Source organism: Micromonospora sp. NPDC020750, assembly GCF_044334565.1.
Classification (GTDB): domain Bacteria; phylum Actinomycetota; class Actinomycetes; order Mycobacteriales; family Micromonosporaceae; genus Micromonospora.
Genome location: NZ_JBIRTH010000006.1, coordinates 62,741 through 82,659 on the forward strand (window position 1 = coordinate 62,741; position 19,919 = coordinate 82,659).

14 protein-coding genes are annotated in these 19,919 nt (G+C 75.3%); 4 read left to right on the forward strand and 10 right to left on the reverse strand.

The window, feature by feature from the left end; all coding sequences use genetic code 11:
- Nucleotides 1-38: 38 nt before the first annotated feature.
- The 7 genes from ACH4T9_RS19550 to ACH4T9_RS19580 all read right to left on the reverse strand — a co-directional run bounded on the left by ACH4T9_RS19550 (nt 39) and on the right by ACH4T9_RS19580 (nt 8,499).
- A complete protein-coding gene (locus ACH4T9_RS19550; RefSeq protein ID WP_396673114.1) occupies nt 39-935 on the reverse strand; it encodes a hypothetical protein in 897 nt (298 codons plus the stop codon).
- Nucleotides 932-1,417 (reverse strand): hypothetical protein, encoded by a 486-nt coding sequence (locus tag ACH4T9_RS19555; RefSeq protein WP_396673115.1) that lies wholly within the window; start codon nt 1,415-1,417, stop codon nt 932-934. Before ACH4T9_RS19555 ends, ACH4T9_RS19550 begins: the two co-directional genes overlap by 4 nt.
- 143 nt (nt 1,418-1,560) lie before the next feature.
- Nucleotides 1,561-4,569 (reverse strand): M48 family metalloprotease, encoded by a 3,009-nt coding sequence (locus tag ACH4T9_RS19560; RefSeq protein WP_396673116.1) that lies wholly within the window; start codon nt 4,567-4,569, stop codon nt 1,561-1,563.
- A 100-nt stretch (nt 4,570-4,669) separates the two neighbouring features.
- Nucleotides 4,670-5,353 (reverse strand): TcmI family type II polyketide cyclase, encoded by a 684-nt coding sequence (locus ACH4T9_RS19565; RefSeq protein ID WP_396673117.1) that lies wholly within the window; start codon nt 5,351-5,353, stop codon nt 4,670-4,672.
- A gap of 141 nt (nt 5,354-5,494) precedes the next feature.
- The gene (locus tag ACH4T9_RS19570; RefSeq protein ID WP_396673118.1) at nt 5,495-6,721 is read right to left on the reverse strand and encodes a cytochrome P450; all 1,227 of its coding nucleotides are present in this window, start codon (nt 6,719-6,721) and stop codon (nt 5,495-5,497) included.
- Entirely contained in the window at nt 6,718-7,038 is a 321-nt protein-coding gene (locus tag ACH4T9_RS19575; RefSeq protein ID WP_396673119.1) for a putative quinol monooxygenase, read from the reverse strand. The genes ACH4T9_RS19570 and ACH4T9_RS19575 overlap by 4 nt, the downstream gene beginning before the upstream one ends.
- A gap of 240 nt (nt 7,039-7,278) precedes the next feature.
- Nucleotides 7,279-8,499, reverse strand: coding sequence for a helix-turn-helix domain-containing protein (locus ACH4T9_RS19580; RefSeq protein WP_396673120.1), 1,221 nt, complete (start codon nt 8,497-8,499; stop codon nt 7,279-7,281).
- Nucleotides 8,500-8,720: 221 nt separating this feature from the next.
- Here ACH4T9_RS19580 and ACH4T9_RS19585 point away from each other — a divergent pair, with 221 nt between their 5' ends.
- The 3 genes from ACH4T9_RS19585 (at nt 8,721) to ACH4T9_RS19595 (ending at nt 14,239) form a co-directional block, all read left to right on the forward strand.
- Entirely contained in the window at nt 8,721-9,206 is a 486-nt protein-coding gene (locus ACH4T9_RS19585; protein WP_396673121.1) for a peptidase inhibitor family I36 protein, read from the forward strand.
- 157 nt (nt 9,207-9,363) lie between these two features.
- A complete protein-coding gene (locus ACH4T9_RS19590) occupies nt 9,364-12,096 on the forward strand; it encodes a CHAT domain-containing protein (protein ID WP_396673122.1) in 2,733 nt (910 codons plus the stop codon).
- A 37-nt stretch (nt 12,097-12,133) separates the two neighbouring features.
- A complete protein-coding gene (locus ACH4T9_RS19595) occupies nt 12,134-14,239 on the forward strand; it encodes a CHAT domain-containing protein (protein ID WP_396673123.1) in 2,106 nt (701 codons plus the stop codon).
- 46 nt (nt 14,240-14,285) lie between these two features.
- On the opposite strand, the gene ACH4T9_RS19600 is transcribed toward ACH4T9_RS19595, so the two are convergent.
- From ACH4T9_RS19600 to ACH4T9_RS19610, 3 genes are read right to left on the reverse strand one after another with little or no spacing between them, the layout of a single operon-like run.
- Complete coding sequence (locus tag ACH4T9_RS19600; RefSeq protein ID WP_396673124.1) at nt 14,286-16,274, reverse strand: caspase domain-containing protein; 1,989 nt, start codon at nt 16,272-16,274, stop codon at nt 14,286-14,288.
- Entirely contained in the window at nt 16,271-17,575 is a 1,305-nt protein-coding gene (locus ACH4T9_RS19605; protein ID WP_396673125.1) for a hypothetical protein, read from the reverse strand. The genes ACH4T9_RS19600 and ACH4T9_RS19605 overlap by 4 nt, the downstream gene beginning before the upstream one ends.
- The gene (locus ACH4T9_RS19610) at nt 17,572-19,113 is read right to left on the reverse strand and encodes a VWA domain-containing protein (protein WP_396673126.1); all 1,542 of its coding nucleotides are present in this window, start codon (nt 19,111-19,113) and stop codon (nt 17,572-17,574) included. Before ACH4T9_RS19610 ends, ACH4T9_RS19605 begins: the two co-directional genes overlap by 4 nt.
- 133 nt (nt 19,114-19,246) lie before the next feature.
- On the opposite strand from ACH4T9_RS19610, the gene grpE reads away from it, so the two are divergent.
- Entirely contained in the window at nt 19,247-19,906 is a 660-nt protein-coding gene (grpE, locus tag ACH4T9_RS19615) for a nucleotide exchange factor GrpE (RefSeq protein ID WP_396673127.1), read from the forward strand.
- The last annotated feature ends 13 nt before the right edge of the window (nt 19,907-19,919 follow it).

Genomic DNA, 19,919 nt, shown 5'->3' on the forward strand with positions numbered 1-19,919 from the left:
GCCGCGCCGGCGACGCGCACTCCCCCGAGGTGGCCGGGTCAGCCGTCCCGCACCGTCCACAGCGCCTCGTACAGCGCGCCGGCGACCAGGGCGGGCACGTCCTCGGCCCGGGCGCTGTCGATGTACACGACCCGGTACCCCTCGGCCGTGTACAGCGTCCCGCCGCCCTCGACCAGCCGGCGCTGGTTCTCCCCGGACATGGCCTGACCGGGGTTGGCAACCAGCCAGCGCAGCGCCGGGTCCGTTCGGAAGGCGTCCCGGACGCCGGGGAGCAGGACCAGGTAGGAGTCGCCGCCCTTCGGCTCCGGCGCGGAGAACGGGTAGATGGTGATGATGCTCTTGCCGCCGGCCGCCCGCACCAACGGGGAGTCGGTGACGAGCCGGGCGTACTCGGCCCGGGACAGGACCATCTTCAGCATGGTGAGCGCGAACCCGGCCTGCCGGGTGGCCGGGTAGCTCTTGATTGTCTCGGCGTCGGGGATCAGCCGGCCGAAGGGCTGTCGGGCACCGGACAGCGGCGTGGTGTCGAGGCTCTCGTCGTTGCCCAACAGCGGATCCAGCAGGTACTCCTCGCCGGCGGGGACCCGGGGCAGGGCCGGGCGGATGTCGGGGTGGCCGTTGTCCCGGGCCCAGGCGAGGAACGCGGCGATCTCGACCCGCATCGCGACGGTGGCCCTGGCCGACGCCGCCTCGTCGTCGTACGCCATGGTGTTGGTCCGGATGAAGCGGAACGCGCTGCGGTAGCCGGCGAGCCGGTCGGCCAGGACGCCGGCGGAGCCCGGCGACGCGCCGGACCCGGCGGTCGGCAGGGTCGCGTCCCCGGCGGGCCGCGCGGCGTCGTCGCCGCATCCGACGAGCATCCCGGTCAGGCCGGCACCGGCCAGCCCGAGGGCGTGACGCCTGCTCAGCGGCCGGCCGGCGGGACGCCCGGTCACCGGTCACCGCCGAACTGCCGCCGGATCAACGCGGCGTACGCGGCCTCGGCGAGCACGGCAGCCCGGCGGCGGGACACCCCCACGCCCGGTGCGCCGGCCAGGATCGCATCGCGGACCGCCTCGGCCTGCTCGACGAGTTCGCGGGGGATCACGAGGTCGGTGCGCCGGCGGCGGCGTCGCCACCGGTCGGACAGCCGCCGCCAGCCCCGCTCGGCGGCCGGGACGAGAAGCGGGGTGAGTGCCGCTGCCAGCACCGGGTAGACGACCGTGACCAGCAGCGGCGCGTCCAGGCCGAGGCCGATCGCGGCACCCCGCCGACGCCCCCGCCAGCCGGGCCCGGCAGCGAGGTCACCGGCGAGCCAGGAGGCGGTCACCTCGGGCAGCAGGCCGGCCTCCTCCGGCGCGGCGGCCTCGATCACCTCCCGGGCGAGATCGCTGAGGTGCAGCAGGCCCGACTCGGACCGGGCCGTCGAATCCACCATGGCGCATCACCGATCCGTTCGTCCGCTGTGGAGCGGGAAGCCGTCGGGTACCTGGAACCTGTGTAGCAGAACAGTCACAGCCCGCTGACCGGGATCGGCCGAGCGGTCCGGGCGGGTGGCCGTCCGTACGCACCCGGATGCCCTCAGGAGTCGAGGGCGTTCACGATCAGCCGGGCCGCCACGATCGCGAGGTCGTCGAGCAGGCCCTGCTCCTTCGGCTCCAACTGGTCCCGGAAGGGCCTCCCGTACGCGATCTCCGCCACCGCCACGTTGTGCCCGATCCCCACCACGACCAGCGCCCCACCGGTCACCGCGGGAAGACCGCCGACGGACGAGGAATCGGTGAGCCTGGTCCGGCAACTGTCGTACGGCAGGTCCGGCGCCGGCATGGCGATGGCCCACCGGCGCGACACCCCGTCATCGGCGAGCGGCGCCGGCACCGACCAGCGGGGGCAGGCCGCCACGGTGTCCCCGGCCTCGGCGACGACCTGCTTCCCCGCGTCGGCGGACGGGTACGACGTCAGCCGCAGGTGCAGCGTGGCCCCCAGCGGTGGCAGGACGCCGGCCGGCACCTGCAGCCTGACCTCGCGGGTGGTCGCCGCCGCGCGCCGATCCTCGGCCTGCCGCACGGCGGCGAACCGGTCCGCACACGATTTCGGCCGCACGGTCGCCGGGTCGTCCGTGCCGGTCCACGCGGCAGTGCGGGTCGGCGGCCAGTCCGACGGCAGGCCGCGTCGCGCCTGCGCCAGCACGGCGTCGGCTCCCTGCCGGGTGAGCGGCCGGCCGGGCGCGGTGCCCGCGGGACGGCCCCGGCCGCCGTCCGCCGCGGCGGGGTCCACGCGCGCCGCCAGGAGCCGGGCCAGGTCGCCCTGCCGGCCGGTGACCGGCACGGTCCAGCCGAGCGCCACGACGCAGGCCACCGCTACGGCGCCGGCGACGGTCGCCACGGGTACCGGCCAGGCCCGGCGAGGCACCGGCGGGCGTCCGACCCGCTCCCGCCGCGCCGCCACGACGTCCCGGACCAGCACCGCTGCCGGGGTGGAGAAGAGCACCAGGGCCGTCAGCAGCCACCACGGCCGTTGCACGAAGGTGAGCGGGTGGGCGGGACCTCGGCCGGCGAGCACCTCCCCGGCGTACCGGACGGTGCCACTCACGGCCGTGACGCCCGCGCCGGCCAGCCAGGCCACGGCCACCCCGCCGTCGGGGCCGCGCGCCCCCAGCGACAGCAGGAGCGCCAGCGCCACCACCCATCCCGCCGCCGCGCACGCCCACCAGCCGGTGGACAGCAGGAAGAACGCGGCGTCGTCGCCGACGAGCCGGTCGGCGAGCGGCGCGGCGGCAACCGCGCCGACGAGCCCCGCCGCGATGCCGGCGACCGCCACCAGCAGGGCGAGCCGGCGCACCGACCACCGGCCACCTCCGCCGCTCCCCCCGCCCGGGACTTCCCCGCCCGGCACCACCCGACCCGGGGCGTCCCCACCCGGGACCATCCCGCCCGGGGCCTCTCCGCCCGGCGTCACCCCGTCCGGCGGGGCAGCGGTCGGGCGGGCCGGGGCCCTCGCGAGGACCGGCAGGACGCAGGCCGCCACCAGCGCCACGGCGGCCCAACTCCGGAGGCGATCCGGCGTGCTCCACAGGACCCGGTCGATGGCCACGCTGCGCCACGCCCAGTGGCCGTACAGCAGCAGCGTGGCGGTGAGCGCGACCGCGGTCAGCAGCACCGCCGCGCCGAGCACCGACAGGAGCGCCGCCACGACGCGGCGGGCGCCGCCGGGCAGGGCCGCCACCGCCTCGGCCAGCCCGGCGGCGAGCGCCGTGACACCGGCGAGCGCCGGTACCAGCCAGGCAAGCGCGGCCGGCCCGAACCCGGCCGTGAACGTGGCGTAGATCGACGCGGTCGTCCCGACACTGGGCAGGACGCACCCGGCCGCCAGACCGACGGCGGCGCCGAGCACCCGGGCCCACCAGCGACGCCGGGTCGGCGCGGGATGGTGGATCCAGATCGGGATGGTCGCTGCCGCCCAGACGAGTGCGGCGACCGCCACCGCGAGGTCCTCCTTGTCCACGCCGAGCGGGAGGGGCGTGTCGGGGGTGTGCAGCAGCACGCGGCGGGCGCTCTGCAGGGCGGACATCGTCGCCAGCCCGATGACGGCCGCGACGGCGAAGCCGCCCTCCCACCGGTCGTCGCGCCCCAGCGCCGCGACCCGGCCGGACGGGTCCGGATGGGTGGCGAACAGCCGGCCCGGCCTCCACCGCGCCGGACGGTCGGTGGCCTCCCCGTCGGCGGCGGCGACCAGCGCGTCCCGCAGGTCCCCCCGGGCGACGGCGAACCGGTCGGCGGCGTGCTCGCGGCGGCGCAGCACGGCGGCGCGCAGGATCAGCATCGCGGTCGCCGCCCCGGCCGCGATCGACAGCGAGACGGCGTACGACCCGGTCACGGCGGCCGGCGCGACCAGCACCGGGGCCATGGCCGAGAGGAGCGCCGGCACGACGAGCCACCCCGCCCACCACGTCGCCGACGCCCACGACACCTCCCTGGCCCGGACGTGGGCCAGCTCGTGCAACACCACCAGGTCGAGGACGTCCCGGCGGCCGTACGCGTGGACGACGGGCACCACGACGACAGCCCGGCCGTACGGGACGGCGGTCGTGTACGCCTGCGCGTCGGCTGTCCCGACCGGCGCGACGACCACCCTGGGGCGGGCCCGGCCGCGCAGCCCCAGCTCGTCGCACCAGAATTCGAACCGTTGCCTGATCAGCGTCGACGCGTCCCCGTCGGGGGGCCGGCGCCGGCCCCGGCGGGACAGTCCCAGCCGCACCGACAGGCCGTCGAGGAACACGACCAGCCCCGCCAGCACCAGCATCGCCGTCCCACCGGCGAGCTGCGCCGCCTGACGGGTGGCCTCGAACGCGGCGGCGCAGCGGTCGTACTCGGCGCTGCGACCCAGCAGGCGGGCGACCTGCCCGCCGTCGGGCGGCAGGTCGTGCAGGGCGGCGCACGCCTGCACCTCGCCCCATTGCCCGAGGTTGTGGACGACGAACACCATGTCGCCGGCGCCCACCCCCACGGCCACGAGGGCGAGCAGCACCAGCAGGTGCAGCCAGCGCAGACCGGGTTCGGCCCCGGTGGCGGCGGAAGAGGGCTGTCCCACCACGCTTCACCATCCGCTCCGCTGTCGACGGTGGTCGGCTGAGCGTAGGTGGACGAGGGCGCGAAAGCTGTCGGGTCGGCGATCCCCGGCGTCGGGGGCCTCAGTCCGCGGCGCGCCAGCGGTAGAACTCCTTGGCCACCGCGTCCTCCGGGCCGCGCCAGGTCTCCGGGTTGTACGGGGTGATGAACGTATTCAGGTCCTCCATGATCTTGGCGAAGGCCGGCTTGGCGTGGCTTTCCCGCATGGCCTGGGCGAACGCCGCGTCGGTGCGCTCCAGCAGGTGCAGGTAGACGTCGTCGATGGAGTACAGCCAGCGCCCGGTGACGCCCAGCTCGACCGGCAGCGACCCCGCGTCGGACTCGGCGAACACCCGCGCGACGTTGGGCTCCGCCCCGGGCTTGATCCGGGCGACGATGACGGTCATGTTCCCGTCGTCCGACTCCGACGCGGGCACCGAGCCCTCGGCCGGAGCCCAGCTGTAGAACTCCGTGGCGACGGAGTCGGACGGGTTCTGCCAGTTCTTCGGATATGGCGTCACGTACGGGGCGATGGCCTCGGCGATCTGCTGGAACGCGGGCAGTCCCCGGGCCTTGCCCAGCGACGCCTTCGGGTCCATGTTGCGCTCGATCACGTGGATGTACAGGTCGTCCAGCGACAGCAGGGTCCGGCCGATCACGCCGAGATCCTGCGGTCGGGTCGTCTTGTCGTAGTAGCCGAAGACGTCGCCGACGGTGCCCTCGCTGCCGGGGACGATGTGGCAGACGATCACGGACCGGTAGATCATGGCTGCTCCTCAGGTGGATGGACGTGAACCGGGCGGCATGGACGGGTGGACATGGATCGGGCGGACGCGAACCGGGCGGCATGGATCAGGCGGACATGGGTCGGGCGGACCCGGATCGGGGCGGCCGGGCCACCGGGCGGGTCAGGCGGCGAACCGGACCGGCAGCTCCAACAGGCCACGGAACGGCGACGCCGCCGGCAGCCGGCGCAGCTCGGCGACCGGCACCCCGAGCCGCAGCCCGGGTAGCCGGCGCAGCAGCGTCCCCATGCCGATCTGCGCTTCCATCCGGGCCAGCGAGACGCCCAGGCAGTAGTGCACGCCGTAGCCGAAACCGATGTGCGGGGCGCGCTCACGGCGGACGTCCAGCCGGTCCGGGTCGGCGAAGTGCTCCGGGTCGTGGTTCGCCGAGTTGATCGCCACACCGACGACCGACCCGCGCGGGATGCACACGCCCTGGTACTCGACGTCCTCAAGGGCGATCCTGGGGCTGGCCACCGGCAACGGGCCGTCGAACCGCAGCAGCTCCTCGATCGCCGACGGCAGCAGCTCCGGCCTGGCCCGCAGCAGTTCGAGCTGGTCGGGGTGGGTGAGCAGGGCCACCGTCGCGTTGCCGATGAAGTCCGCGGTGGTCTGGTGCCCGGCGAACAGCAGCAGGAAGGTGGTGGTGACCAGTTCCTGCTCGGACAGTTCCCCGTCACGGTCGCAGGCGTCGACCAGCGCGCCGATCATGTCGTCGGCGGGGTGCGCGCGCTTGGCCTCGATCAGGTCGATGAGGTACTGGTGCAGGCGTAGCTGGGCCTCCTGCACGGCGGCCCGGTCCTTCTCGGGGCTGCGGTTGGCGGACCCGGACGTCCTGATCACCTGCGTCCAGTCGAGGACCCGCTCGTGGTCGGACTCCGGAAGCCCGAGCAGGTCGCTGATCACCAGCATCGGCAGCGGGATGGCGAAGTCGCGCATCAGGTCGCACCCACCCCGCGGGACGATCCGGTCGAGCAGCTTGTCCACGATCTCCGCCACGCGGGGGCGCAGCGCCTCGATCCGGCGCGGCGCGAACGCCTGCGACACGATCCGGCGCAGCCTGGTGTGCTCCGGCGGATCCGAGTTGAGCATGTTCTTGTTCAACCCCTCCGAGTTCGGCCCGAAGATCCGCAGGTAGTGCTGGCCTGGCCCGTAGAGGTCCTTGGACAGTCTCGGGTCGGTCAGCGCCGTCCGGGCGTCGTCGAACCTGCTGATCAGGTACGAGTCGAACCGCGGCGAGCTGACCGGGCAGACGGGCCGGTCCGCCCGCAGCCGGGCGTAGCTGGGGTACGGGTCGGCGGCGAACTCGTCGGTGTACAGCTCCGACGCGGGGACGGGGTGCTCGGTCATCGCGACTCCTCGGGCTCGCTCCGCAGGACGTGCAGGACCTGGTACGTGTGTCGTTGCGCGGACTCGCGAAGGTCACGGACCACGCGCAGCAGCCGGTCCCGTTGTTCGCTTCGGCCGAAGGCGTCCAACCGCTCCCGGTCCGCCCAGTCGCTGATGATCAGGTAGCTGCGCGGGTCCTCGGCGTCGCGGACCAGGTCCTGACGCAGGCACCCGTCGAGGGTGCGGATCTGTTCGGCGGCCGAGAGCCACTCGGCCTCGAACCGCTGCTCGCAGCCCTCCCTGGTGCGCATCGCGAGCACCGTGCGTACGCCCGTCATCCCGTACCTCCGGGCACCCGCCGCATTCCGATCATGAGGTCTCCTTCGCCGGCCCTGTGCGAATGGAGTCTGCGGGGCCGGGCGTCACCCCAGCGTCACGGTGCGCCAGAAACTGTGGGCCACCGGTGACAGCCCGTTGACGCCCGCCCCGCCCGGCCGCCGCCCGCCCTCGTCGACGGTTCGCGAACCAGTGACCGGAGCAGCGGTACGCGGGCCGTTCCCACCCGCCTGGCCCGCCCCTCACCCCCGGCTGGGATAGCGGCAGGCGGACCCCGCCGCCTCGGCCTGCTGCCGTTGGTCGAGCGTCACCGGCACCGCCCCGCGCGGATCCTCCGGCCGAACCTGACGGGCCCGCACCAGACCGGTCGGGCTGTCCCCGCCGAGGCAGGCGGCAGCGACCAGGACGACCGGCCCACGGGCCGAGGTTCCCGGCAGCGCGTCGAGCCGGACGCTCGCCCCGACGGTCGGATCCCGCACGTCGGCCAGCCTGACCTGCCGCCAGCTTCGCTCGCCGGACGCCCCCGGGGCCCCCGCGGCGGCGGCGAAGCCCACGACGTACAGGTCCTTGCCGGTGGCCCGCAACGTCACGATCCCGGAACGGCCCGCCCCTGTGACGACGGACAGTTCTAGGCTGGTCGAGGTCGGACGGCCGTTGCGACAGTCCGACGCCGGCAGGTCACGCGGCGGGTTGCCGTGCACGACCGCAGAGGAGACGACCCCGCCGCCGGCCACCTTGAACCAGCGCACGTCCGGCATGCCGCCGGTGTTGTCGTAGACCTTCTCGCCGACACAGAAGCCGGTGAAGCCGACCGTGCAGTCCGGCGGGATGGTGGTCAGCACGGATTCGTCCCGGGCCGCCCCGTCGCGCACGTGGGCGCCGCCCCCGTAGGTCACCCCGGTGAAGACGGCCCCGTCCGGCACGGAGGGACAGCGCGCCGCGCCGGGCGCCGTCGGACCGTCGTCCGGCAGCTCGACCACCGTGACGACGGCGACGATCGCGGCGGCGGCGACTGCGACGACGGGTACGACCCACCGCAGACGCGGCGGCCCGTTCCCGGGCCGCCGCACACCGGACGGTGCAACCGCCGGCAGTTCCGGGCCCTCCGTGCCCGCGCCGCCGCCCCCCTCCGGGTCGCCGTCCCCCTCCGGGTCGCTGTGCCGTTCTCCGACGACCTGCCGAACGGGCTCCGCCGGGCGCACCCGCTCCGCCGTCTCGTGCCAGCGCCGTCGCCACTCGTCGGGGTCGCCCCCGCACGCGCCGACGTAGGCCAGCAGCACCTCCAGGGTCGGCAGGCGGGTCCCGCCGGCCGCCTCCGACAGGGTCGTCGCGCCGTAGCCGGCGGATCTGGCGAGCTGACGGTAGGTGGGGTTGCCCGCCTCGGCGCGGAGCTTGCGCAACTCGTAGGCGAGGGCCTGTACCGGGCCGGCGGTCGGATCGACGGGTCTCTCCTGACGAGCCACTCAGTTCCCTTTCACCCAGAACTCCGAGCAAATCCGATTCATCGTTACCGACGCTGTCCAGCCGGGCCGGGCGGCTGTCGCGTTGCCGCTGGTGAACACGCATTGTCCGGAATTGATTGACCCAGGCCCGTGGTTGTCCCGATCAAGCGGGCCGGCGACTAGCAATGGAACCGGGACGTCATCGACGCTCCGCACCCGTTCCTGAAACGAAGGAGAAGACGATGAAGGCACGAATGGCCACCGTGGCCGGTACGGCCCTCGGCACCCTGGGCCTGCTCGGCACGTTCGCCGCGCCCGCCGCCGCAGCGCCGCAGCGCAACTGCGCGGTCAACCTCGACACCGGGGCGGTAACCTGCGCGACCAGCGAGGACCGGGCGCTGCGCGCGGTCGGCGCCCAGGCCAGTCTGGTCATCGCCCGCACCTACACCGGGGCGAACTACACCGGCACGGTGCTGGCCTGGGTTCAGAACCAGGAGTGCACGCCGGCCTACGACGCCGAGTTGCAGTGGGACGACCTGCGAAGCACCGCGGCGGGCGACCTGAACAACAAGATCAGCTCGGTGCACACCTATCACCAGTGCGACGTGAAGCTCTTCGACGGGATCAACTTCACCGGCGCGTCGTCGACCTGGATCGACCAGGCACCCGTGCTCGGCAACATCGGCGACGGGTGGGGCAACCGGGCGGGTTCGATCAAGTTCTCCTGACCGGCAGCCGGCCGGTCGGCAACCGCTGAATACGCACCACCACCGATATGTCGGCTGAGAGGGCTCCCGGACGGATTCGACTCCGGCCGGGAGCCCGTCCCACGTCCGCCGTCCGTCAGGTTCAGTCGTCGGGGCTGAACGTGGCGAGGGGGAACGCGTGGACGAGGCGACCGGCATCACCGAACGGTGCGTCGCCATCAGCCGGGCGGCCTTCGGACGGGGTGACCTGGACGCGGCGATCGCCGACCTGCACCGGCTCCCCGCCGGGCCGGCCGTCCGGGGCGTCCTGGCGGCCGACCTGCTGTCCGCGATCCTGCGCTCCGTCTCGCCTCCGGACCAGAACCGGACCCGGCAAATCGCCGACCTGCTGAAGATCGCCGAACGACACCCGCCCGACACGGCGGAGTGGCCACAGGTGCGCGCGGCGGCCCGCGCCATGGCGCTGCTGCAGGCCGGCGCCGACGGGGAGGTGGCGGACGACCGGGCGATGCTCACGGAGCTGAGCTCCCTTTTCGACCAGGTCGGCGGTGACGACAACCCGGCGACCGCGCCGCTGGTCGGCTCGGTCCGGGCCATGCTCACGTACCTGCAGGCTCTCGAGAGCGGCGACGAGGCCGCGCTGCGGCGGTTCCCGGACGAGGCGCGCCGGATCCGGGACGGGCTGGCCGGCAACCCCGCCATGGCGCACCTCGCGGACACCTTCGCCGGTCTCGTGGACGTCCTCGGGGCAAGCCATCGAAACGAGGACCTGCGGCCGTCCATCGACCGGCTCGGGCAGGCCGTCGAGCACCTGCCACCGGACGACCCGCTGCGGAGCGCCTTCGAGGAGATGGCGGTCATCGCCGGTCCGCTGACCGGAATGTACGGCGACGGCCCGGACGCCCCGGCGCCCGCCCTCACCGACGTGCAACTCGCCGCCATGACAAACCTGACGCTGCGGCCGGAACTCGGCGCGGAGGGCCGGGCGTCGTACCACGGGAGCGTCGGCAGCGCGGCCGTGTACTCCGGCTGGGGGGCCGACCTGGCCCGCGTCGAGCAGGGCATCGAGCATCTCCGCGCGGCGGTGGCCCTCGCCGGCTCCGACAGCCCCAAGCGCCCGGTCCACCTGCTGGGGCTCGCGGTCGCCCTGTACCACCGCGGCGAACTCACCAGCTCCACCGGGGACGTCGAGGAGGCGAACGAGCTGCTCGAACAGGCGCGAACGCTGGCCGGCGGGCCGGCGCACCCGATGTGGGCGGCCATCAACGAGATGCTGTCGTACACCCGGCGGCGGCGCGGAGCCGTGCCGGACCCGCACAAGGCGGCCCTGGAGGGACTCCAGGAACACGCCTGGAAGGTGTTGCTCCAGTCCGATCTGCCGGCCGCCAACCTCGCCGCGCGCCGGGCGGCACGGGACGCGGTCGACGTCGCCCGGCAGTGCCTTGTGTTCAACGACCCGGACGACGCCATCCGGGCCCTCGACGCCGGCCGGGGACTCGCCCTCCACGCGGCCACCGAGGTCCGCAACATCCCCCGCCGCCTCGACGACGCCGGCCGGCCCGACCTCGCGCGCCGCTGGCGGGAAGCCGCGGCCACCGGCACGGCGGAGAGCCTTCCGACCGACCTGCGCCACGATGTGCTGACCGTGCTCGCCGCCCCGGATAGCGGCGGGGCACTGCTCGACGCGCCAGGTCTCGACGAGATCCGCACCGCCCTGGCCGCCCTCGACGCCGACGCGCTCGTCTACCTGGTGCCGGGGGACGGGCCGGTGCCGGGTTTCGCGGTCATCGCGCCGCAGCGGGGACCGACCGGTTACATCCCCCTGGCCAACCTGCACGTCCGCGACGACCTCGACGTCGAGCGGTACCTCAGGGCCCTGGCCCGGCGGGACGCGGCCGTCGCGGACCCGGGCCGTGACCTGACCGCCTTCGACGATCCGACCGACTTCGCCGCCAGCCTCGACTCGATGTGCGACTGGGCCTGGCGGGCGGCGATCGGCCCGTTGGTGGAGCGGTACCTGCCCACGCTCGCCCGGCCCGACGCCGGCCGGCCGCCACGGGTGGTCCTGGTGCCGATGGGGGAACTCGCCCGGTTCCCGTGGCAGGCGGCCCGCCGGTCGGACGGCACCTACGCGGTGCAACTGGTCGCGTTCTCGCAGGCCGCCTCCGCGCGCATGCTGTGCCTGTCGGCCGCCCTCGCCCCCGTGCCGCCCGCACCGGTCGGCCTGGTGGTGGGGGACCCGGACACCCGCCGGGCTGCGCCGGACCTGGTTGCGGCCCGGGCCGAGGCGTACGCCATCCACCGGTCCTTCTACCCCGGCGGGAAGTACGTCGGCCGGCGGGTGGACGGCTCGACGAGCAGATCCGGGCCCGGCAGTGTCGACGAGGTCCGGGACTGGCTGACCGGCACCAGCCCGGGCTCCGGCACCACGCTGCACCTCGCCTGCCACGGCGTCATCAACACCGATCCGGAGTCCGCCACCTCATACCTCCTGCTGGACGGCGGCGGGCGGTTGACCGCCGAGGAGCTGGTCGAGCTGATGGCACGGTCGCCGGACCGCGACATCGGCCTGGTCGTGCTCGCCGCCTGCCGCACCGGCCTGGCGATCAACGGGTACGACGAGGCGTACAGCCTGGGCACCGCGTTCCTCGCCGGCGGGGTCCGGTCGGTGCTCTCGACCCAGTGGGCGATCCCCGACCGGGCCACCTCGGTGCTGATGTACATGTTCCACCACCACGTGATGGCCGAAGGGCTGCCCGCGTGGGAGGCGCTGCGGCGGGCGCAGATCTGGATGCTCGACCCCGAGCGGTCGCTCCCGGACCGCATGCCGGCGCGGCTACGCCAGCAGTTGCACCACGAGGAGCTGGCCCAGGTCGCCGCCTGGGCCGGTTTCGTCCACTGGGGATGGTGAGCCGCCGGATGGTGGCCCCGGGCAGGAGAGGGAGACCGTGCAAGAGGACACCGAGAAGGAGCTGAGGGCCCGGCTGTCCCGGCTGACCGGAGCCGCCCGTACGCGCCCGCTGATCGAGCTCTTCCAGATCCTCGCCGACCGGTACTGGCGTGCCGGACCCGGGCGGCCGGCCGCCCTGCCCGCGCTCGACGAGGCGATCGACTGCCTGACCGAGGCGTACGGCTATCTCCGGCCCGGCGACCCCATGCGGGCACAGGTCGCCAGCCAGCTGGGATGGTTCATCGGCACACGGCAGATCGCGCACGGCGGGCCGGAGAGCGACCGGCCGCGGGCGGCCGGGCTGCTGGAGGAAGCACTCGCGGCGACCAACCTGCCACCCATGTTCACGTGCATCGCACGGATGACCCTGGGCCAGCTCCACCTGACCTCGGTGGTCCGCGGGTTGCAGTCGCTCGACATGTCGACGCTGCTGGCGGGAGGGGGCCACCGGCCCGCCCTCACGGAGGCGGAACGGGCCATCGACTGTTTTCAGCAGGTGCTGGCCGATGACCTGCTCGGCGCGGAGGTGGCCGAGGGAGCTCGGGCCATGCTGGCGTGTGCCGAGACGGTGCGGGACCTGTTCGTCGGGCTCGGTGCCGGCACCGGCGCCGGCATCGACTTCGGGCCGCTCATGCGGGCGTTGGCCACACTGCAGGAGGTGCAGCGAAGGATGGCGGACGGAATGGAAGCCGGCACGCTGCCGCGGCTGCCGAACCTCCTCGACGGGCGGGCGACGGCCACCGTGGACCCGCTGGACTTCCCCGTCACGGTCCTGCACGGGCCAGAGCCCGGGCCGGAGCCCGGGCCCGGCGACGGCGAGCGCGCCAGGCGGTCGGCGGCACCAGTCGACCTGGCGGCGCTGCGACGCGCCCTGCGGGAACGGGTGGCGGGCGGCGGCGACCCGTACGCCGCCCTCGCGGCCCTGCTGCGCCTGGACGCGCCGCCGCCACCGGCCGGGCTGGTCGACGACCTGGTGGGGCTGGCCACCTCCGTCACCCACGCGGCGGGCGCCGCCGCCACCGCCGCCGACCGGACCGTGCTGGCCGTGGCGCTGTACCTGCGCGGTCGCGACGACGCCGACGACGGGTGGGGGGACGCCGACGACGACGTCCGGGCCGCCGCCGTGGCGTTGTCGGCCGCCGCGGACGACCTGCCCGCCGACCCGTCCGGCGCCGTTCCACTCGCCGTCGACCTGGCGAGACTCCTCGACGGGCGCTACCCCGAGGGGCGGGTCGGCGACGCCCTCCAGGACCGGTTCGTCCCGGTGGCGCAGGCGCTGCGTGGCGTCCGGGTCCAGGCGCTGGCCTGGTCCCGGCCGGACGGGACGCGCCTGCTGCTGCACACGGACGACGGCAGGTTCCGCGACGGCCGCCCCGACGGGGCCCTGCCGCCCCGGGTCGTGGTCGTCGGCGCCGAGCCCCTGCCCGACGACGACGCCGTCATCTCCCACGTCGCCTCCGCCCGGCAGGCGGGCGAGCTGGCCGGGCGGGTCCCGCTCCGGGTCACCGAGGCCCCGGTGCTCGTGGTGGACCCCCGGGGCGGCCACGAGGAGGCGTGCCTCGTGCGCCTGTGCCGCCGCCTCTACCCCCGGGCGGTCGTCCTGGGCCGCGCCGACGGCGGCAGCGACGGCCCCGGCACGCCGGAGGAGGTGCGCCGCCGCCTCGACGCGTCGATGCTGCACCTGACCTGCGGCGTCAGCGCCGCCGGGGCGCTGGAGCTGGCCGGGCCGGCCGACCTGGGCCCCGCCGCGATCACCGGGCGGACGACGCGCGCCGCGACCGAGGGCGGCCTGGTCGTCCTGCCGCCCACCGGCGACGGGTCCGTACCGCTCGCCGAGGCGTTCCTGGCGGCCGGCTTCACCGGGGTGGTGGGCTGGACCCGGCCGGTGCCCCGCCCGGTCGCCACGCTGATGCTGGCCGTCCTGCACACCGGGCTGGTCCGCGGCGGGCTACGGCCGGCCGCCGCCGTCCGCGCGGTGCGCCGGTGGCTGGCGTCCCCGGACCGCACGACGCCGGCCGGGCTGGCACCGGCCCCCATGGACGTCACCGGCCCGGCCCTCGCGGACCCGGCGTACCGCAGCGCCATGGTGTACCACGGGATCTGAGCCAGCATGGTGTTCCACGGGATCTGAGCCGGCCCGCGCCGCCGGCTCAGTCCCCGGGTCCGGGAACCTCGATCGCGAGGGGGACAGTGACGGTCGCCCAGTCGTACGCGCCGTCCTCGGCGGACGCCACCAGGTCGCGGTGCTGGACGGCGTGACCGACCCGGTCGAGGAAGCCCTGGACGGCGAGCGGCCCCCGGTCCGCGCCGCGCGGGTCGTCCAGCGCCGGCATCTCGAACGGCTCCGGGCTGAACTGCTCCTCCGCCACCACCAGCTTCAGCCAGTCCCGCGCCCGCCAGCCCGGTTCGGGCACGGAGCCAGCCGGCGGGGACGCCACCACCCGGCGTCCCCGCAGGGCCGCCGTACGCCCGCCCGGGGCGACGTGGTCGCCCGGGAACAGGTCGGCGTGGACCCGGAACCGCTCGGTCAGGTTCAGCAGGACGCAGAACAGCCGCCGGTCGCTGCGGTTGTGCAGCCGGACGAAGAATGTGGGCGGCACCCACCCGGCCGGGCCTGGCTCGTAGCGGAGCCTGACCACGCCGTCCCCGTCCGCCTCGATGGGCGCACGGGTGAGGGGCGCTCTCGCCTCCCCCGGTCGGGCCGCGACCACCTCGACGGCCATCGCGCCCGCCAACCCGGTCACCGGGTTGGTGAGGTCGCGCAGCTGCCGCCACCGGGCGATGTGTTCCAGCTCCCGGACGGCCCGCCGCGCCCCGCCGCCGACGACGCCGGTCAGGTCCCCGGTCAACCGGGCGCCGTGCCGGTCCTCCACCCGGGCCACGCCCGGGCGCGGCGTGCGTACCCGCAGTTCCGGGACCGTGTCGGTGCCCGCCGGGTCGACCGGACGCAGGTGCGCCGACGGTCCGCCGTCCGGCCCGGCCGTGTCGAGTGCGGCGAGCACGGCGGCAACGGTGGCACCGTCCTGGTCCGCGCCGCCCACCGCCACGGTGGTGGCGGGCAGCGGCACCCGGCTGAGCACCACCCGGTACTGCCTGTCCGGCTCGGGCCGCCACCCCACCGGCTCCACCAGGCTCCGTTCGGCGAGCACCTGGACGACCTCGGCCTCCCGCGCCGGCGACCCGCCGACGACGGCGACGCGGACCGCGCCCGCCGTGGCGTCGGGGGGCGGGAACAGACCGTGACAGCTTCCGGCGTTGACCTCCCACCCGTCGCGGGCGTACCGCAGCACCAGGCCGGACGGCGGCGGCGCGAGGCGTCCACCGAGGAAGGGCCGGTCGGCGATGCCGCGACCGGGCGGAACGAGCTGCGGCACCTGCTGGTACGCGTTCTGCTCCACCTCGACCTGGGCGGCGATCAGCAGGTCCCGGTACGTCGCCGTCGGGCCGAGCCGGCCGAGCGCGCGCAGCAGCGCCCAGCTGAACAGCCCCCGCCGCCGGCCGCCCAGGTCCATCTCCTGGGCCGCCTCGTGTGACCGGCTGGCGGCCAGCACGACGTGGTCCGGCGCGGGCGGCGACGGGGGCTCGTCGCCCGCCAGCTCCGGCAGCAGCAGCTCCCGCTCCGGCTGGGCCGGCATCGGCTCCACCGCGCGGGCCCGCGCGCCCGGTTCCCGATCCTCAAGTCTCCGGGTGGCGCCCGCGGAGTGACAGCTGTCGAGCACCACGGCCACGTGTCCCGCCCGGCGGGCGACCTCGTCGAGCAGGATCGACAGCTCCTTGTCCAGCAGGTCGGGCACGCCGTCGTGGCGGCTGTCCGCGCAGACCAGGGTCTGCACCATGTGGGACGGTTCGGCGTACCACCACTGCGGGGCGGGAGCCTGCGACCCGTGGCCGCTGAACCAGAACAGGGCGGTGTCTCCGGAGCGGGCCCGACCGAGATGGGACCGCAGCGCCCCGATCACCGCCTCCCGGGTGGCCTGCCCGTCGGACAGCACGAGCGCGTCGAGGTCGACTCCGGGGGCCGTGCGGGTCTGCAGATAGGCCAGGGCGTCACCGATGTCGGCCCGGCACCCGCGCAGGTCGGACACCGCCGGTGAGCGGTACCTGTCGATGCCGACCAGCAGGGCGTACAGGGTGCTCATCCGGCCTCTCCCGGGCCGACGTACAGCCAGCCGTGTTCGACGAAGTCCTTGGCCGGCAGGTCCACCGTGACCGGGGCGAAGTCCGCCGGCATGGGCGGTTGGGTCGCGTGCGCGATGACGTCCTGGAACAGCACGTCGGGCAGCCCGAGGACGAAGTCGACGGCCGGTCGGGCGGCCAACGCCTCCCGCAGGGGCGGGCTGTCGAGGATGCGGTGCACCGCGACGGCCGCCACGCCGACCCAGCCGTTGGCCGCCGCCTTGACCAGTCCCCGGTGCAGCGCGACCCGGAGCCGCAGCCGGTCCGCCGGTTCCCGGCCGGTGTTCAGCTCCCGCAGGTGCCGCTCCAGGCCGCACACCAGACGGGAGATCACCACGGCCTCGTCGATGCCGACCGGCAGCACGGTGAACTGGCCGTCGCCCTGCGGTTGGGGGGTGACGTCGGAGTCCGACACACCGGCCGCCCGCCGGGCCAGTGACAGCAGCGCGACCAGGTCCCGCTGGACCTGCTCGGCGGCGGCGGTGCTGCGTCTGCTGTAGCCGGACACGTCGGCGGCCATGCACAGCCGGACCGCCGCGCCGTCCACGGGGCAGCCCGGGGAGAGCGCCTCGTCGAACCTCACCGACTCGCGCAGGCCGGCGCTGTACCGCTCCCGGCCGCCGGCGACCCGCACCCGGACGTCGAGGGTTCCGGCGACCCGCGTCGTCCCGGCCGGCAGCTCCAGCAGCGCGTGCATGCCGTGGGCGCGGGGCACCAGCAGTTCGCCGCGCGGGTCCTCGTACGTCCAGCCGAACTCGTGGCGGTGGATCCCGAAGACGTGGGCGCGGGGCGTTGCCGCCCGGCTCGCCAGCCGGCGCAGCCAGCCCGGCCGGGTCCGGGTCGCCGCCACGACGTGTGCCGCGGTCGCCGAGGCCGGCTCGGCGTCGTCGGCCGGGTAGGTCAGGCCGAGCGCGCCGCCGTCGCCGTCCAGCCGCGCGGCCAGCGCCCGCACGTCGGCCAGCGTCACCTCGAAGCACGCGGCCGTGTACCGCTGTCCCCTCGGCAGGGCGTCGAGGTCGAAGGCGAACAGCGCCCCGACGTACGACCCGCCCGTCGCCTCGGCCCGGCGGCGCAGGTACACCGGCAGGTCCTGAACGGGCACGGGGTACAGCAGGGGCCGCCCGCAGCGCACCGGGATCGGGGCGGGGGCCGGCTCTCCGTCCGGGGCCCGGTCCCCGGTCGGGACCAGTTCGCCGTGGGCGAGCAGATCGGCTTCCCGCAACTCGTCGACCGCGCCCTCGCGCCGGGCGTCCGCGCCGGTCACCGGGCCGTCCCCGGGACGCTCGCCACCCCGCCGAGTCGCACGGGCGCGGCGTGCCGCCAGGTGAACGCCGCACCGCCCAGCTCCACGGTCTCGCCCGGGCCGCAGGTGCCGGTCTGCCGGCCGGCGGCCGAGCCGTCCGGGGAGTAGCGGATCACCAGTCGGATCTCGGCGGACGCGGCGGAGCTACGGGACGCGGTCACCTCGCCGTACCCGGGCAGTCCCGCCGATCCGGCGGTGAGCGCGGCCCGCCGGCCCGTCAGCGGCAGCTCGCGCTCCTCCCCGTCGGGTGCGCGTACCAGCAGCGTCCCGGCGAGGGGCGGGGCCAGCCGCCGCCGGCGCCACCACCATCCGACCCCGGCCAGGGCCAGCAGCAGGACGCCGCCGGCGGCCCACCACCCGAGGCTGCCGCGTTCGGCGGAGAGGGACACGCGGGTCGCCCCGCCGTCCAGTCGCGGCGCGAAGGTCAGCCCGAGGTCACCGGTCAGCACGTCCGCCCACGGTGAACCCACGTCGCCGCTGAGGGTCAGCGTCGTGCCCGCCGTGACCTGGGACAGCGGCGCCACCCGGCGGGGTCCGGCGTCCCACTCGACGGTCACCGGCACGGTCGCGGTGCCGCCGGCGGGCAGCTCGACCGGGCCGGCCGGCACCGAGACCCGGACGTCCGGCCGGTCACTGCGCACGGCGAGGTGATCGACCACCAACGGGATTCTCGCGGCGGTCGACCGGAGCCGGACCTCCAGCCGGGTCCGGCCGGCGGCGATCCGGCCGGTGGCGGCGGGCCAGGTCACCTGGATGCCGTGGGTCACGTCGTCGCCGAGCACGCTGCGGGCCTTCGCCGCGCGGGCTGCGGACTTGGGCTGCTCCAGCTGCTCGCCCAGCCGGTCGATCGACGCGGGCGCGAGAATCCGGGCACCCGGGTAGACCCTGGCCAGCAGCGGCGCGCCGGTCGACCCCGTCAGGGGCACGGCGTACGCGTTCAGGGAGGTCTTCCGCAACGACCGGCCGGCCGCGGCCAGCTGGTTCCACGCGTATCCCTGCTCGAACGGGTACGCGCTGCCGGCCGGCGGTTCGTGCCGCCCGTCGGTGAGCAGGACGACCGTGGCGATCTGCGGCGTGCCCTGGCGTTTCAGCAGCCGCAGGCTCGTCTCGATCGCCGCGCCGATGTCGGTGTGCCGCCCGTCGGCGGTGCGCGGCAGCTTGCCGACGACCTGGTCGGGAGAACGGCCGGCCGGGCCGTCGTGGACCACCCTCGCCGAGTCCGCGAAGGTCACCAACGCGATCCGGTCGTCCGGCGCGAGCGCGGCGAGGAACGACCGCAGCGATGCCTTCACCCGCTCGTACCGCCCGCCCTCACGCATCGAGCGGGACACGTCCACCAGCACCACGTAGTCGCCCGCCACCCGGTTGACGCCGAGCGCCGCGTACACCTCTTCGCCGGTCGCCGGGGCCGCCGTCACCGGGCCGCCGGGCAGGACCACGGCGGTCAGTGCCGCCAGCGCCGCCAGGAAACCCGCGGCCGTACGTCGAACACTGCCCACTGATCGTCCTCCGCCCGTGCCGTCCGTCGACTGTGCCTGACGGACGGGACCGCCCGACGCCGGCGACGCGGTCCGTCAGACATGACCGAGACGCCCGCCGCGGCAGCGGACGGGACCACGGAGGGAGCACGGGGTGCACGAGGAAGCGCAGGGTCCCGCCGAGGAGGAACCCGCCGTCGGGGCGGGTCCGCAGGCGGTCGCCCCGGAACCCGCCACGGGCCCGGACCGGCTCGACGAACTGGCGCAGCGGCTCGGCGACGAGTTGGCCGGGCTCCGGGCCGAGGTCGCCCGCGAACACCATCGCGCGGCGGCCCGCGAGCAGGTCATCGACCGGCTGCACGAGGAGAACCAGCGGCTGCGTGCCGGCGAGCGGCTGATTCTGCTCCGCCCGCTGCTGACCGACCTCCAGCGGCTGCGCCACGACCTGCTGCGCACCGCCACGGGACTGCCCGCCGGGTTCGACGCCGCCGCGGCGGCGGACCTGCTGCGCAGCTATGCCGCCAGCGTGGAGCTGACCCTCGAACGGGGGGGTGTCACCGTGCTGGCCCCGGTGCCCGGTGCGCCGTTCGATCCGTCGACGCAGCGGGCCACCGGGACGGTGCCGGCCGTCGACCCCGGCCAGGAGGGAACCGTCGCCGAGGTCGTCCTGGACGGCTACCACGACGTCGAGGCCGGGCGCACGGTCGTGCCCGCCGCGGTCAGGGTCCACCGCTGGCTCCCCGACCCGGATCCCGCCCCGGCCGGAACCGGGCCGGAGCACGCGAGCACCAGCCAGCCCACGCCCAACCCGTGACAGCCCGAGCGGA

What these genes read in the sequence shown, in the direction of transcription:
- ACH4T9_RS19555 (WP_396673115.1), bottom strand. Translation starts at nt 1,417, where the DNA reads ATGGTGGATTCGACGGCCCGGTCCGAGTCGGGCCTGCTGCACCTCAGC.
- ACH4T9_RS19565 (WP_396673117.1), bottom strand. Translation starts at nt 5,353, where the DNA reads ATGATCTACCGGTCCGTGATCGTCTGCCACATCGTCCCCGGCAGCGAG.
- ACH4T9_RS19570 (WP_396673118.1), bottom strand. Translation starts at nt 6,721, where the DNA reads ATGACCGAGCACCCCGTCCCCGCGTCGGAGCTGTACACCGACGAGTTC.
- ACH4T9_RS19575 (WP_396673119.1), bottom strand. Translation starts at nt 7,038, where the DNA reads ATGACGGGCGTACGCACGGTGCTCGCGATGCGCACCAGGGAGGGCTGC.
- ACH4T9_RS19585 (WP_396673121.1), top strand. Translation starts at nt 8,721, where the DNA reads ATGAAGGCACGAATGGCCACCGTGGCCGGTACGGCCCTCGGCACCCTG.
- ACH4T9_RS19600 (WP_396673124.1), bottom strand. Translation starts at nt 16,274, where the DNA reads ATGAGCACCCTGTACGCCCTGCTGGTCGGCATCGACAGGTACCGCTCA.